This window comes from Stenotrophomonas sp. LGBM10 (assembly GCF_046736075.1).
In the GTDB taxonomy this organism is placed as follows: Bacteria; Pseudomonadota; Gammaproteobacteria; order Xanthomonadales; family Xanthomonadaceae; genus Stenotrophomonas.
The window spans coordinates 3,572,151-3,587,177 of record NZ_CP177163.1 but is presented as its reverse complement, the minus strand read 5'-3'; the positions used below and the strand labels follow the sequence as shown (position 1 = coordinate 3,587,177).

13 protein-coding genes are annotated in these 15,027 nt (G+C 66.8%); 3 read left to right on the top strand and 10 right to left on the bottom strand.

Annotated features, from left to right (window positions below; genetic code table 11):
• Positions 1–6 precede the first annotated feature (6 nt).
• Positions 7–1,092, bottom strand: a complete 1,086-nt coding sequence (cyoA, locus tag ACLB90_RS15680) for a ubiquinol oxidase subunit II (protein WP_411850333.1) — start codon at positions 1,090–1,092, stop codon at positions 7–9.
• Positions 1,093–1,353: 261 nt separating this feature from the next.
• On the bottom strand, positions 1,354–3,462 hold the full coding sequence (locus ACLB90_RS15675) for a hypothetical protein (protein WP_411850332.1): 2,109 nt from the start codon (positions 3,460–3,462) through the stop codon (positions 1,354–1,356).
• 42 nt (positions 3,463–3,504) lie between these two features.
• On the opposite strand from ACLB90_RS15675, the gene ACLB90_RS15670 reads away from it, so the two are divergent.
• Positions 3,505–3,651 carry a hypothetical protein gene (locus ACLB90_RS15670; protein WP_411850331.1) on the top strand — a complete coding sequence of 49 codons (147 nt, stop codon included), beginning with the start codon at positions 3,505–3,507 and terminating at the stop codon, positions 3,649–3,651.
• A gap of 21 nt (positions 3,652–3,672) precedes the next feature.
• On the opposite strand, the gene ACLB90_RS15665 is transcribed toward ACLB90_RS15670, so the two are convergent.
• Genes ACLB90_RS15665 through ACLB90_RS15645 form a run of 5 tightly spaced genes read right to left on the bottom strand, consistent with a single transcriptional unit; the run spans position 3,673 to position 9,580 of the window.
• Entirely contained in the window at positions 3,673–4,680 is a 1,008-nt protein-coding gene (locus ACLB90_RS15665) for a 2-hydroxyacid dehydrogenase (RefSeq protein WP_411850330.1), read from the bottom strand.
• A gap of 59 nt (positions 4,681–4,739) precedes the next feature.
• Positions 4,740–6,719: a TonB family protein gene (locus ACLB90_RS15660; RefSeq protein WP_411850329.1), complete on the bottom strand. Its 1,980-nt coding sequence runs from the start codon at positions 6,717–6,719 to the stop codon at positions 4,740–4,742.
• Entirely contained in the window at positions 6,716–8,137 is a 1,422-nt protein-coding gene (locus ACLB90_RS15655) for a hypothetical protein (RefSeq protein WP_411850328.1), read from the bottom strand. Before ACLB90_RS15655 ends, ACLB90_RS15660 begins: the two co-directional genes overlap by 4 nt.
• A gap of 4 nt (positions 8,138–8,141) precedes the next feature.
• The gene (locus ACLB90_RS15650) at positions 8,142–8,897 is read right to left on the bottom strand and encodes a PP2C family serine/threonine-protein phosphatase (protein ID WP_411850327.1); all 756 of its coding nucleotides are present in this window, start codon (positions 8,895–8,897) and stop codon (positions 8,142–8,144) included.
• A gap of 2 nt (positions 8,898–8,899) precedes the next feature.
• Entirely contained in the window at positions 8,900–9,580 is a 681-nt protein-coding gene (locus tag ACLB90_RS15645) for a vWA domain-containing protein (RefSeq protein WP_411850326.1), read from the bottom strand.
• 128 nt (positions 9,581–9,708) lie between these two features.
• On the opposite strand from ACLB90_RS15645, the gene ACLB90_RS15640 reads away from it, so the two are divergent.
• Together ACLB90_RS15640 and ACLB90_RS15635 are read left to right on the top strand one after the other, a co-directional pair.
• The gene (locus tag ACLB90_RS15640) at positions 9,709–10,515 is read left to right on the top strand and encodes an alpha/beta fold hydrolase (RefSeq protein ID WP_411850325.1); all 807 of its coding nucleotides are present in this window, start codon (positions 9,709–9,711) and stop codon (positions 10,513–10,515) included.
• Complete coding sequence (locus tag ACLB90_RS15635; protein ID WP_411850324.1) at positions 10,512–11,828, top strand: diguanylate cyclase; 1,317 nt, start codon at positions 10,512–10,514, stop codon at positions 11,826–11,828. Before ACLB90_RS15640 ends, ACLB90_RS15635 begins: the two co-directional genes overlap by 4 nt.
• 733 nt (positions 11,829–12,561) lie before the next feature.
• Here ACLB90_RS15635 and ACLB90_RS15630 read toward each other — a convergent pair.
• The 3 genes from ACLB90_RS15630 to ACLB90_RS15620 all read right to left on the bottom strand — a co-directional run bounded on the left by ACLB90_RS15630 (position 12,562) and on the right by ACLB90_RS15620 (position 14,614).
• On the bottom strand, positions 12,562–12,909 hold the full coding sequence (locus tag ACLB90_RS15630) for a hypothetical protein (protein WP_411850323.1): 348 nt from the start codon (positions 12,907–12,909) through the stop codon (positions 12,562–12,564).
• A 311-nt stretch (positions 12,910–13,220) separates the two neighbouring features.
• Entirely contained in the window at positions 13,221–13,454 is a 234-nt protein-coding gene (locus ACLB90_RS15625) for a hypothetical protein (protein WP_411850322.1), read from the bottom strand.
• Positions 13,455–14,614, bottom strand: a protein-coding gene (locus tag ACLB90_RS15620; RefSeq protein WP_411850321.1) for an IS3 family transposase whose coding sequence is annotated in 2 segments (ribosomal slippage) — positions 13,455–14,347 and positions 14,347–14,614 — 1,161 coding nt in all. Because the reading frame shifts where the segments join, the coding sequence is not laid out codon by codon here.
• Between the last annotated feature and the right edge of the window lie 413 nt (positions 14,615–15,027).

The window sequence follows — 15,027 nt, the reverse complement described above, 5'->3', positions numbered from 1 at the left end:
TCATGCTCATTCTCCCGAGCCGCCGTGGCCGGTGTGATCGGCGGCGGCGTGCTCGTCTGCAGTGTGTTCGGCATGCGCGTCGGCGGCACCGGCCGCGTGGCCGGCGTGCGCGTCGGCGGCGCCGGCAGCGTCATGACCGTCGGCCATACCCGGCATGGCGTGGCCTTCGTGGCTTTCGCCCTCGGCACCGTCATGCTTCATGGCCTTGTGGTCGTGCTTCATGCCGTAGTGCTGGTTGTCGCCCATGTGCTTGGCGATCACCCAGTCGAACAGGCCAGCCTCGACGGTGCCGTAGTAGGTCACCGGGTGCCAGTCGTGGTTCTTCTCGGCGCCCAGCGCGTTGAAGGCCGCCTTGTCCAGGCTGCCACTCTCGGCACGCACCTTGGTCAGCCACGCCTGGTACTGCGCGTCGGTCACCGAGTGGGCACTGAAATGCATCTTGCTGAAGCCCGCGCCGCTGTAGTGCGAGGACATGCCCGGGAATTCACCGGTCTCGTTGGCGATCAGATGGAGTTTGGTCTCCATCGCCGTCATCGAGTAGATCATGCTGCCCAGATGCGGGATGAAGAACGCATTCATCACCGAATCGGACGTGATCTTGAAGTTCAGCGGGGTATCGACCGGGAACGTGATCTCGTTGACCGTGGCGATCTTCTCTTCCGGGTAGATGAACAGCCACTTCCAGTCCAGCGAAATGGCCTCGATCACCACCGGCTTCTTGTCGGAAACAAGAGGACGGTACGGATCCAGCGCGTGCGAGGAACGCCAGGTCAGCACCGCCAGCACCAGCACGATCATGCACGGAATCGACCACACCACCACTTCGATCGCGGTGGAGTGCGACCACTTCGGCTCGTAACGGGCCTTGGTGTTGGACGCACGGTACTTCCACGCGAAGGTCAGGGTCATGATGATGACCGGCACGACGACCAGCAGCATCAGCACGGTAGCCGTGATCAGCAGTGTCTTTTCATCGTGGCCGATCTGGCCCTTGGGGTTGAGGATGGCCGAGTTGCAGCCCGTGAGGAACACGGACAACGCAAACAGCAGGCCCGGACGCAAAAAGCGTCCAAGGGGTTTCAACGGAATCATCGGTCGATCCAATTGCGTAGGGAATGCAGGTCAGGCCCGCCCCACCCCGGCCAAAGCCGGTTGTGCCGGTCCAGGGGGACGGGCACAGGGACGTTCTTGTCAGCCCTCTAATTTTAGGCCGTCACGCACCATTTAAGAAAGGCATTGACAATGATCAAGCGCAGGAAAGCCCTGTTTTGGGCTGCGACACGTTGTCGCACCGCGCGCAGGGCGCCCGGATCGGCACAGTTCCGGCGCCATGTATAGACATGAACGGGCCGACTACCGTCCCTGCCAGAACGGCGTCGGGGCAGCCGCGCCCTGCTCCACCGCCGGGGGCCGGCGCGCTTCATCACGCTGCTGCTGGGCCTCGCACACGGCATAACGCGTATCGGTGCAGGTCCCACACTTCGGGCAGATCAACCGGCCACAGGCGCACGATACCTGCTCGCCGTACACCAGGGGGCGGTGGCCGCAGTCGATCATGAGATCCGGAAGCCGCCCGCCGCAATGGGCCAGCAGCGTCCGGCGCCGGCCGTCGGGGAACGTGCCCACCAGCACGCCATTGAACAGCACCGTCAGGTTGGACAAGGCCAGCTGCTGCGGCGGCGGCAGGGCGGCATCCAGGCGGCCAAGCGCGCGCAGCAGCATGGGCAGCATCTCCGCCGGGTCGTCGATGCCGAGCGCCGGGCCGGGCGACGTGCCGACGGCCTGGTTCGGGCCGAGGTGGAAACGCAGCAGCGGATTGTCGAACAACGGCAGCAGCGCGTCCTGGTCGAAGCGATGGCCCGCCGCCCGCTCCTGGGCCCATGTCTGCAGCACGAACAGGGCCCACCACGCCAACCGCGGCACCTGCTGGCGCCCCGCCCAGGCCATCGCCAACCGCTGCAGAAGGCGCTGCTGCGCCGGCGTGTGGTCGGGACGCGGCGGCGCCGCACCCCACAGCGCGAGCAGCACGGCCGGCAGGCCGCGACGCCAGCGCTCGGCCAGGCGTGTGGACGGCAGCCCCGCCACCACCTCGCGCAACTGCAACAGCGCCGCGTCACGTTGGCGGTAATGGGCTATGGGGTAGTCCCACGCCCAGGCTGGCAGCTCCAGCAGGCGCTCTCCGGTACGCACCGTGATGCCGCCGGCGTGACTGAAGGCGCGGCGCAGGCCGGCGAACTCGCCGGCACTGGTCACCCCGAGAATTCGAACGGAGTCACCGAAGTCCTGACAGGAAAGCGCCCCGTACTGCAGCTTCGTATGGGGGCTGCTCACGCCGCACAACAGCACGGGCGCACCGCTCGCGTCGCGCTTGAAGCGCTTCACCTTCCAGCGGCTGCTCTGCAGGCGACCGTATTTGCTGCGGCGGATGTTCTTCACGTCCACCCCATGCATGCCATCCACGTTCAGGTCCATGACCCGCCAGGCATCGGTGCTGCCCGCCAACTGCTCGATGGCCACGTCCGCCACCGCCAACCCCAGCCCGTTCAGGTAGGCCGCCGCCGCCTTCTCGGCCGCCCGCGCGGTGAGCATCTGCGCCACTTCCGCCGGGAACGGGTCGTTGCCATCCGAACGGCGGCACCACAGGCCAGCCAGCGCATGGTCGTCCGGCGTCAACGCCTCGAAGAGCCTCGCCGCGTCCATCACGGTACGACGCCGCTGTTCGACAACGGCGGCCGCAAACTGCTGACCGGCCACACGGCTGTTGCTGATCCGCAGCAGCCCCACCCGCTGGATGCTCGCCGCATCGGCATGGTCCCAGTGCGGCCAGGCGTCGAATCCGGCCGGCCAATCGCGCGGCCGCGCCTCCAGCGCCGCGCAGAGCCGCGCCCACGCCGCAGCGTTCTCCGTGGCCTGCTCGACGTCCCGCACCGCCCACCCCACCGGCCAGGCGCGCCCCTCCTGCAACTCCCCGAACAGCGCCAGCAGCGCCGGCCGCCAGTTCGGCCTCGCCGCCCAGAATGCCTCCAGGCGGGCCGGCAGATCCGCGCCGGGCGCCGCCAGCGCCCGAAGTGCGGCGGGACGTGCGATCCCGGCCGGCGCCATCGCCATCACCAGCAGCGGCGGCACCGCCGGCAAGGTTCCGCACGCCAGATCAGCGGCCACGCCACCACACGCCGCCCACAACAGCGACGCCGCATCGGCGTCGTCCAGCCGCAGCGGTGCGGCCTTCGCTGCGGCCAGCCGTCCCTGCGCATCGGCAGCAACCGTCAGTGTCACCAGCATGCCCGGCAGCCCGGCATCCGGCCCGCCCAGCTCGCGCACCCGCCCTTCGTTGAGGAAGATGCTCTCGCTGCTGCCCAGCGCCTGGGCAAAACCGAAGCCGCGCGGCTTGATCGTGTCGACGCAGGCCACCAGCGGGCGCGTTGAAGGTGGCTTCGGCCGCACTGAATCAGGGGTGATCATGGGCGAACATCCGTGTCCATCGAATCCGGCAGAAGGCCGTCCATGCTATCAACGCACCATCGCGTACGCGCGGCGCTTGCCGCCGCCAAGCTCCTGCCGGGCCAGCACGTGATCTTCGAATGCCAATCGGTACGGGCCGGCGACCTCAGCCTGGGCATCATCCATCTGGCCGGCTGCAAGCGTCGCTGAGACGGGGCGCGCCGGTCCCCCTCAACCGGCGGCGGCGATCCGGTTGGGGCACGGCGTGCCGGCCGCGTAGTGTTCCAGATTGCGCAGGGTGATCTCCGCGATCTCCTGCAGCGCCTCGGCGGTGAAGAAGCCCTGATGGCCCGTGACCAGAACATTCGGGAAGGTCATCAGGCGCTGGAATACCTCGTCGTCGATGATCTCGCCGGAGCGGTCCTGGAAGAACAGCGCACTCTCCTGCTCGTACACGTCGATGGCCAGGTGAGCGAGATGGCGCGACTTCAGCGCACCGATCACCGCATGGGTATCGACCAGCCCGCCGCGCGAGGTATTGACCAGCATCGCGCCGGGCTTCATCACCGCCAGCGCGGCAGCGTCGATCAGGTGGTGGGTCTGCGGCGTCAGCGGACAATGCAGCGAGACGATGTCCGAACGCGCCAGCAGCGCCTCCAGCGCAACGGATTCGCCGAGCGCCTCGAACGCCGCCGATGGCCACGGGTCGTGGCCCAGCACCGTGCACCCCATGCCGTGGAAAATTCTCGCGGTGGCCAGCCCGATCTGCCCCGTGCCGACGATGCCGACCGTTTTGCCGTGCAACGTGCGGCCAAGCAGGCCATCAAGCATGAAGTTGCCGTCGCGCACACGGTTGTAGGCGCGGTGCGTCTGGCGATTGAGGGTCATGACCAGCGCCAGCGTGTGCTCGGCCACCGCCTCGGGGGAATACGCCGGCACGCGCGCCACGAACAACCCCAGCCGCTGCACGGCGGCCAGGTCGACCGTGTTGAATCCCGCGCAGCGCAGGAGCACCGCGCGCACGCCCTGGGCATGCAAGGCCTCCAGCACCGGCGCATCCAGGCGATCGTTGACGAACACGCAGACCGCCTCGCAGTCCTGCGCCAGCGCCACCGTGTGCACATCCAGGGCAGCGTCGAAATACAGAAACGCGAAGGCAGCGTCCCCGCCGTCACGCGCATTGGCGGCATCCAGGGACTGACGGTCGTAGGGACGGGCGCTGAAAACGGCGATCTTCATCGGGTGCTCGACAAGGGTGTGCCCTGCCACGATAGCGCGGAAGCCGGTGCCCGGGCCGCTCACATGCCTGCGCTGAAGGTCACCGGGATGCGCAGCGTGATCTCGTCCACGTCCGTCACCGCCCGCGTCGGGGTCACATGCCAGCCGCGCGCGGCCTGCAAGGCAGCGCGGTCGAGCTCGGGGTGGCCGCTGCTCTCGGCCACGCGCGCGTCCAGCACCCGCCCGCCGGCGGACATCCTGAGCATCACCACGACCCGTCCATCGGGCCTTTCGCCGCCCTGCATCGTGGGATAACGCGGCGGATGGCGGCGCGCCTGCGCCGACAACTGCGCCCCGAGCGACTGCGCCGGATTCAACTGCGGCGGCGGCGGCGTGGTACCGACCGGGAACGGCGCGACATCCTCCGCAGGAGGCGGCGCCTGCACGGTGACAGGCGCCTTGAACACCACCTCGACGCGCCTGCGCTCGCCGCCCTTGGGCACCTTGGTGGCGCTTCGCCAGCCGCGCGCGCCATATCGGGCCGCCTGGTCGAGGTCCGGGTTGCCGCTGCCGGTCTCAATCAGTACCGACGTCACCTGCCCGTTCTCCCAGACATCGAGCACCAGCACCGCACGCGTGTCCGTGACGATACCCGGCGGGCGCAACGGGATGCCCGGTGGCGTCACCTTGAACCCGGCCGCCGCCAGATCGACCTGCACCTCGCCGCGATCGCGGCGCGGCACCGGCGCCGGCGGTTCCGGCGGCGGCCGCAGCGCCAGTCCCGCGCGCTCGATCAACAACCCGGCCGGCGGCATCGCGCGCTCGGCCTGCACATCGTGGCGCGGCGTGCGTTGCGCAGGGACTTCCATCACCCGCTCGTCGCCCGGCGCCGCATCCCGCCCCTGCCCGGCCGACGCTGGATCATCGACAGGCTTTCCGACGAGCAGCGCCGCGCGCGCCTCCAGAATGTCACGCCGCGTCGCCGATCCGCTCCCGGCGATCGTGGACAGGGTCAACACATCGCTGCCCAGCACCAGCGCGTTCACATCGAACGCGCCGGTGTCAGCGCCCACTTTGCGGTCGCGCCCTTCGAGCCTGCCCGCGATCACCAACGCGCCCAGCGACAGCTCCTCGTCCTTGTCCACCACCGTTGCCGCATAGGCCTCCCACAGCCGCCGGTCCATCGGCGCATAGGCAAACAGCACCTCCTGCAGCGCCTGGACACGCCACAGCCGTCGCTCCATCGCGGCATCGGACTCGGCATCAGCCGTGGCGTCGCGGCCCAACCACTGCGTTACCGCCAGCGTCCTGAGATCGAGTGTCATCAACCGCAGCGCCACAGTGATGCTCGACGCAGACTGTTCCCACATCTGCTCCAGCAGTACCACCTGCCGTGCTTCCAGCGTGCGGATCTGCTCGGCCGTGGCCGGGTCCGGCATGCGTGTCCCGCGCGCCTCCCGCGGGCCGGGGTTCGCCTTGCGCAGCGCATCCACGGTTTCGTTGTACGCCTCCCGCAGGCGCTCGTAGGCGGCCGCATCCTCCGCCACCCGGGGCGGGTTGCGCGACCACAGGTGCAGCTCCTCAAGCAGCGCATCGGCACCGTGGCGATCACCGCGCGCCGCGGCGCGTGCGGTTTCCTGGACCTTGGCCACCATCTCGCGTTCGAACTGGGCGCGCGAGTACCAACGCGGCACGTCGCCGTGCTGTTCCGGCGCGTCCTCGGCCCGTTCGACCGCCGCCGCGTTGCGGGCAGCCCGTTCCGGCGACAGGCCCGCGGCAAAGAAGATCAGGAAGAACACGAAGCCCAGGCCACCGCCGGCAAGCAGATAGCTCAACGACCGGTCCTGCCACGCCACGCGCAGGAACGACAGCACCGACACCGTGCCGCCCAGCAGCACCGCCGTGCGGAACGCCGCGCGGCCGTCGCCCAGCGGGCCGGTGGCCAGCAGGTGCCCAAGCCATGCGATGGCCCCGTACACCAGCGCGCCAGACCAGCCCCAGAAGGGCGACAGCCCGATGAACACCACCACCGCGATGATCAGGATCGCGATGACCTTCATGGCCGCCTGCTCAGGATCAGCACCGGCACGAACAGAACGAAGGCCAGAATCGCAACGCCCAGCATCACCAGATGCATCCCCAGCGGCAGGCCGTCGGACATCGACGGCACCGCCAGGTCCGCGTAGCGCCGGAACGCCGGCATGCCCCACCCCATCACCCAGCCCAGCAGCAGGGTGCCGATCACCGCCATCGTCGCCCGCGTGCCGATGCCGGGCAGCGTGCTGGCAGTGGCAGCCTGGCCCGCCTGTCCCGCCGGAACCCGGGCGGCGGCCGTGGCCCCGTGGGCCGCAGGGGCGTTGCCCGCCGGGCGCCGGGCCGGTTGCCGCCGCTTGCCGCCGCTGCCGGCCTTGCGCCGCGACTGCGCCTTGGCCGCGCGCGCAGTGCCGGCCAGCAGCCCCGCGCGCGCGCAGGCCGCACAGGGCATGCCGGCGAAGTGCTGATGCGCGGCATCCTGGCTGCATTCCACCAGGTGCCCTGCAGTGCGCCGCGCGTAGTCCAGCAGCAGCGTGGCCCATTCCTGTGCCGACGGCCGGCGGCGCGCCTGGGTCGAGAACGCGCGGTCGAACATCTCGCGCAACGCCGCCGGAAACGCCTCATGGCCGCTTACCGGCGACGGCAGCATCTGCGCATGCGCCTTGCGCCCGTACGGGTACAGGTTCGCGGCGATCCGCCCTGGCAGGTCGCTGGGCAGCGCCGCCCCCTTCGGCCGCCCCGCATAGGGGTGCAACCCCGAGTTGAGCAGCTGGAACACCATCACCGCCAGCGCAAAGCGGTCCTGCGCCTCTTCGGCACCGGCGCTCACGCCCCGCTGCTGGAACTCGGCCGCCAGGTAGTCCGGCGTGACCTGCCCCGCCGGAAAGCGCTCACCCTTGCCCTGGATGCTGAAGCCATCGCAATCGAGCATCGCGATGTACAGCGCATCGCGGTAGAACCGCACGTTGAGTGGCTTGAGGTCCACGACATAGTGCTGGCGACGGTGCAGCGTGGCCAGCATCGCCGCCAGATTGGCGGCCAGGGTCATCTTCGCGCCGAGCCCGGTCGGCAGGCCTTCCGCACGCGCCTGGCGTTCCTGCAGCACATGCTCCAGGTCGCTGGTGGCCGACACATCCAGAATCGGCATGGTGAACCCGATGAACTGCCGCGCGCGGTCGCGCAGCAGGCTCACCGGCCAGGCGATCTGCACCAGCCGCTGACCGTTCTCTTCCACCGCCGGCAATTCCGGCTGCAGCTCCAGCATCGCGCGCAGCTTGCGCTCGTACACCGGCGCATCCTTGCTGGAGTGGTACAGCTTGGCCACTTCCTGTGGCCGCTCCTTCAGCAGGAACACGCTGCCGGCGCCACCGCTTTTGAGCAGCCGCCCCAGCGTCAGCGGTGTGCCGCGCTGGTCGTAAATCGTGTCGCCGCTGCGCGTCGGCATCGGCTCAGGCCGGCAGCGCCACGAGCAACGTCTTGTCGTCGCCGGTGATCTGGTCGGTCCGCGGGTCCGCCAGCGTCGCGTGCAACGCGTCGCTGCCGTGTTCGCTGTCCACGCCGGCGAGATAGCGGAGTACCGGCGCAATGAAGGGCGGGAACAGGCTGTCCCCTGCGCGCGTCATCGCAAACGGCTGCACGCCGTCGGACATCAGCACCAGCGCCTGCACATCGCCCTCGAAGCGGGTCAGCCGCAACTGCTCGCGCCAGTTCGCACCGGTCACGAACCAGGTCTCATTGGCGTATTCGCCATTGGCCGGCAGCGAGACCGCATCGGCCATGCCGCCATTGAAGGCGCAGGCCGCCACGCCATCGCCGACGTGGAAGAACCAGCCGCCGCGCGCAGTGGCGATGGCCCCCACCAGCGTGCAGGCGTGGTCGGAGAGCGTCAGCCGCTGCGCCGCCGCCACTGCCGCCAACTGTTCGCGCGCGTCGTCCACAGCGGCTTCCAGCATCGCCCGCAGCACATCCACCGTCATCGCCAGCGGTTCATCGCCCAGCGTCGGCGCCCGGCACACCGCCTCGACCACGCGGGCGGAAAAATGCCGCGCGCCGACGTCGCTGTGCGCCGCCGAGCCCGCGCCATCGCAGACTACCGCCACCACCATCCCGCGCACGCATGCCGATGCGAAGGCATCCTGGCAGGGTTGCCCGCGATCGAGATGGGAACGCCCCGTGGCCGATGCGGCCATCACGCGCCAGGACATGGTCAGACCGGTACTTGCGACCAGCTGTCCGTCGCCGGCAGCTGCACCTGGCCGCCGGGCGTCGAGTTGGACACCACGCGCATGCTCGCGCTGAGCCACAGGAACAGTTCCTTGAACTGCAGCCCCTGCAGGCGCTTCACGCCGCGCTCGCCATTGCGGCTGAACTGGCCGAGCACCCCCATATCGGCGTCACCCACGGCAATGGGGAACACCGCCACCTTGTTCTGCTGCTCGGCATCGCGGCACTGCGCGGCCACCTCTTCCCACGCGTCGGTGGGCTGGCCATCGGACATCAGGAACAGCCACGGCCGCGTGTATGCCACGCCCGCCTGGCGGAAGCGGGACTTCTCGTCCTCGATCTCCTGCAGCGCCAGCTCCACGGCAGCGCCGGTCGGCGTGGTGCCATTGGCCACAAGCTGCGGCGCAGCGAAATCCATCGCGTCGCACCAGTCGCCACTGACTGCGGCGTTGTCCATGCCGCCGTACTCCACCAGCAGCACGCGCACGCGCTTGGCCGCGATCACATCGGCCTTCAACTCCTGCTCGAGCAGCTTCAAGCCCGCGTTCAGCTGCTCGATCGGACCGCCGCCCATGCTGCCGGAGCAGTCCAGTACCAGGATCAGCGGGGTGCGCTGCTCACTGTTGTCGACCAGCGAAACGTCGGGAATTGCGGCAATGGACATGGCGTCGAGCCTCCGTGCTCTTGGATCTGCGGAATATGTGAGGGGATTATAGGCCGGTCAGCGCCATGCGATAGACCCCGCCCCCACCTCTCCCCTACCATCGGGCACTTGTGCGACGCGATGGGCAGATGTGCTTGAACAGCTTCAGCAGCTTCAACGGCCGCCGCAGCGGCAACGGTAAAGACGTCGTCATCCTCTCGCATGGATTCGGCACCGACCAGACCGCCTGGACCGCGCTGCGGCCCTGGCTGGAGGAGCGGTACGACGTGGTGTCCTTCGACCTGGCCGGGTGCGGTCCACGCGGCGCCGACGTCTACGATCCCGAGCGACATGGCTCGCTGTTCGGCTACGCCGACGACCTGCTCGACATCATGGACGAGCTCGACCTGCCCAACTGCACCTACATCGGGCACTCGATGAGCGGCATGATCGGCGCAGCCGCCTCGGTGGCGCGACCGGATCTGTTCGAGCGCATGGTCATCATCGGCGCCTCGCCCCGCTATCTCGACGACGACGGCTACACCGGCGGCTTCCAGCCGGATGACCTGGAACATCTGTTCGAGAGCATGCGCGCCAACTACCAGGCCTGGGTGGCAGGTTTCGCGCCGATGGTGGTCGGTGTGGACGACAGCGCGGTCATCGCCGACTTCTCCAACACCCTGTTCCAGATGCGCCCGGATATCGCACTCAGCACCTCGCGGACAATCTTCACCTCCGACCTGCGGTCGCTGGCACCGCAGGTCTCCACGCCGGTCCACCTGATCCAGACCGCCCACGACATGGCCGTGCCCGTGGCCGTCGGACAGTGGCTGGAGAAGGCCATCGACGGCGCGACCCTGGACGTGATCGACGCGTCGGGCCACCTGCCGCACATGACGGCGCCGCAGGAAGTCGTCCGCATCCTGGCGCATCGTCTGGGTGGGGCAGCGCGTTGACCACGACCGACAGCCAGGCACTGGCCGCACTGTGCGACTTCGTCCGCCTCACGACCCAGGCGGACCTGGTCATGGCGATCGAGATCCAGGCAGACGGGCGCGCCAGCTGGGCCACCGCGTCCCCCACCGTGCCCGCGGCCGGCTTCAACATGGCCCGTAGCGGCGTGTTTGACCACGCATGGGACGGCCAGGCGATGGAGGCGAGCGGCTTCCGGCTGCCCAGCGCCTTCATGCATGCCCTCGGCGGCCCCGCCGCACACCTCCTGTTCGTCCCTGCGGCCTCCCACGGGGCGCCACTCAGCGGCCTGCTCCTGCTGTGGCGGCGCCATGCGCCGCCCCTCACGGCGCAGATCCCGCTGCTGGCAGGCAGCGTCGCCCGGCTTCTGTCGGCACGGCGCGAGGCGGTGCGTGAGTCCATCGTGCGCAACCAGTTCATCGACCTCGTGGAGAGCGTGCCCGCAGGCATCGTCCTGATCGACGGCGACGGCCAGAGTGCCGTGGTCAACGAGCGCGCGGCGGACCTGCTGGGCAGCACTCCCGGCAACCACCGCGCCGCCGACCTCGCCGGCCCGATGCGGGCACTGCGGCAGCGCTGCGACAACCATGCCGAACTGGAGCAGGCCTACGCTACCCAGATCGGGGACATGAACTTCGCTGCGAAACTCAACTGGACGCTCGGCGAGCGCACCTACGAAGTGGATACCCACCCGGTGCGCGGCAATGGCGAGCACGGGCGCATCTGGCTGTTCGAGGACGTCACCGCCGACCTGCTGATGGCGGCCGAGCTGCGCCGCCTCGCGGCGTCCGACCCACTCACCGGCATTCCCAATCGTCGTCATTTCGAGGAGCGCTCGGCACAGATCATCGCGGCCCGCGAGGCCCAGGGGCGTGCCGTCGCCGTGCTCATGCTCGACGTGGACCATTTCAAGAAGATCAACGACACCTACGGCCATCCGGTCGGCGACGAAGTGCTGAAGGTCGTCGCAAAGCGCTGCCGGGACGCGCTGCGCGACCGCGACCTGCTCGCCCGCTTTGGCGGAGAGGAGTTCATCGCCCTGCTGGCCGCGCCCGCCAACGACGAGGTGCACATCACCGCCGAGCGCCTGCGCCGTGCGATTGCCGCCGAACCGATCAGCGTCGGTGGCGAACGGATTGCGGTATCCATCAGCGTCGGCGGCGCCATCGGTGACGCGCTGCCCGGGTGCGATCAGACATTGCTTGAGGAACTGATCGGGCGCGCCGACGAGGCGCTGTATGAGGCGAAAGCGGGCGGACGGAACCAGGTCAGGATGGCGGAGCCGGTGACGGACTAGGCACACGCTGGTGAGCGCGGCATCACCGCACGCCAATCATCCAGCCCTAGGACGACTCCAATGCTCGCCCGCACGAATGCCGGCCGCGCGTTCAAAATCTGTTTTGTGCGCGCTTGCCAAGCAATAAGGCCATGAACGGACCAAGCGTGATACGAATGCAGTCCGCGACGAATGCGCGACCATTCTGCCCAAGCTCCCTTGCTACTTCCGAGTAGCCAAAGAACCCCCTGAACCTTCCGCCAGCTGCTGCACGCAGATAGAACTTCTTTGCCGCATCCAGATCCACATCCGGCCTGGTGCGATGGTAGTGCGCCCACCCAAGAACAACCTCTGGCGTCAAACCACTTCGGGCCGCCTCCTGCAGGTACCCAAACGCATCCTGGTACCCGCTCCCGTCCCCCTTCTTTATGCTCGCGCGAGCCGGGTAACAGAACGGTATTGGATCTGGCGCCATCAACGAAGCTTGACGATAGTTGTAGATAACGCTCTCTATATCGGGCTGAAGATCTTGGCCGCCTTCTTACGCCAGCCCTCGACACAAGTACCCTGACAACAGGTACCCAGGGCATAGTGCGCCCTGTAGTCCCCAGCCTCCATCGCCGCTACCAACAGGGGTGGGCCTTTTCAGCGGCATCCTCATTGTTCTTTATTGAAAGAGCTTCTTCGTAGTATCCGCCTTTCATTTCCCTTCCGAGATGCGGTTGCTTCCAATAGTTGTCCGAACGTGTCTGAGCTATCTGCTTGACCTGCGGCCGTGCCCGGTGATGGGCGTGCTCAGCACGTAGTCCCGCAGCATCGGCAACACGATCGCGATACCGTCCGCCAAGAGACCTTCGTCAATCATCTCCCGGGCGATCAAGGCCATATCCACTGCCTGCATCGTCAGGGTCCCACCGGCCCCCGCATGGATTGCAACCCGATGCAATGCAGCCACTGGATCAAGGTATCCACGGTCAAGAAACCACTGGACAAGCGCCAGGTGGAGGTCGGGCTGACACCCGGCGAGCGTGTAGTGGTCAACCACCCAACGGCCTGCCCTGACCAGGGCGTCCCTGTCACCATGAACCAGATACGCGTCCATATCCGACTCAATGGGCGTTGGCACATCAAGCTCGCCTGCCCAGTATTGGCAGATGAGGTCGGGAGCCGGAGCCGTGCCAGCCCCAAGCAACCCATTGCTGAGAACGGCGATGACGATGTCGATGGCGCCCTGCTCCGTTGGTTGTAGTGATCGCCGCTACGCATTCGATCAAAATGGCCTGATCATTTCCTGAGCCGCGGTCAGGATTCGCCGAAATGGGCGCGCACATCGGGCAGCTTCAGCCCGTGCCGTCTCACACTTCCGTTCACCGGAACGCTCAGGTGAGCCCGCCAACTCGATGACGTGCCAGCTCATGGACTACGCAAAGCATTCAAATCGGATAAGAACTGCCTAGCCATTGCATTGTCAAGCCAACCATTTATCTCAGGGCTTGATATGGCAAAGATCACATCTGGGATCGCTTCATTGGCCTCAAACTCCACTCCGTCGTTCGCGTCATGGAACTCGGCCCAATCAGCTATTTCCTCTTTCGTGATTTCGCCCGCCAGGAACGCATTCTGGACCGGCCAGACTTCCGTAGACATTCATGAGCCGCTTTGCGCGTAGCGCCGTTCAAACTCTACAGGGGCCAGGTTGCCAGCGAAACCATGGCGGCGAATTGGGTTGTAGAACATCTCGATGTAATTGAATACATCCGAGCGTGCCTCGTCCCGGGTCGGGTAGATCCGCCGCTTGATTCGCTCCTTCTTCAGTGCACTGAAAAAGCTCTCAGCCACCGCGTTGTCATGGCAGTTTCCGCGTCGGCTCATGCTTGGAACCATGCCATGCTGCTTCAGCAACGATAGCCAGTCGCTGCTCGTGAACTGGCTGCCTTGGTCAGAGTGGATGATCAAGCCAGCAGCAGGCTTACGCTTCCACACCGCCGATACCAGTGCCTGTAGCACAAGGTCGGTGGTCATCTGGGACTGCATCGCCCAGCCAACCACTTGCCGTGAGTAAAGGTCGACGATCACTGCCAGGAAAATCCAGCCTTCGTAGGTTCGGATGTACGTGATGTCGGTGACCCATACCTTGTTTGGTGCAGCGGGCGAGAAGTCGCGATTGACGACGTTTTCAACCATCCCAGGCGGGCCGCCTCGATGGCGTGGCTTGGTGCCGTAGCCAATTTCTGCCCTTATGCCCTCTGCCTTCATCAGACGTCGAACACGATGGCGGCTGCAACGTTCACCGGCCTCACGAAGTTCCCGGGTGATCTTGCGGTAGCCGTATACCGTTCCGCTTGCCAGCCAGGCGTGCTTGATAAGGCCGCGCAAACGATCATCCTCACGACGACGCGGCCTGCCCGAATTACCCGCCCATGCGTAGTAGCCACTGCGGTTAACCCCAAGCATTCGACACATGGACGTCAGCCTGAACTCGCCCAAGTGCTCACGCATGAAAGCGTCCTTCGCCGTCACCCCTTGGCGAAGTACGCCGCAGCTTTTTTTAGGATGTCGCGCTCCTCAGTCAGGCGTTTCACCTCGGCCTTCAGGCGCCGCACCTCGGCTGAGTCCTTGGGCGTCGGCAACATCGACCCCTCAGGCGTGCCCCCCAAGGCCTCGCTCTTGGCCTTGCGGAGCCATTGGTAAAGGCTGTGGGATGAGACCCCCAGCCGCTTGGCAACCTCGGCTACAGCGAAGCCCCTTTCGGTGACCTGCTTGACCGCTTCGGCCTTGAACTCATCCGTGTACTGCTTGCTCGCCATAGACACCTCTCTCGCTTCCATTGATTATGGCTCTGAGATGTCTACGAAATCCTGGCCGGTCCATCAAGTGTCAGATGTTCGACCGAACCTAAGGTACGACGCATACCGTGCGCCCAGGTGATGATCCAAGCTTTGTGCCCTGAAGGCTGCATACGAAGAATCAGGCCGCGAACCTGGGCGTCCCTGAGCTCGCAGGGGCGATCTCGGGGCTCAGCTGTGACAACAATGCGTTTGGTGAGGGCGGATGACATTAGGCAACCTATCCATCAGTGGCGATAAGGCCAACTTAGGACAGGATGCGAGACGGTGTCTGGATGCGGATCGTCCGCAAGCAGGTCCTTCTGGAGATAACCTTCCACAAGGCAAGCAAGGCTAGCCGTCCGACTCTGCTGCAACTAGCAACGTCCACCGCT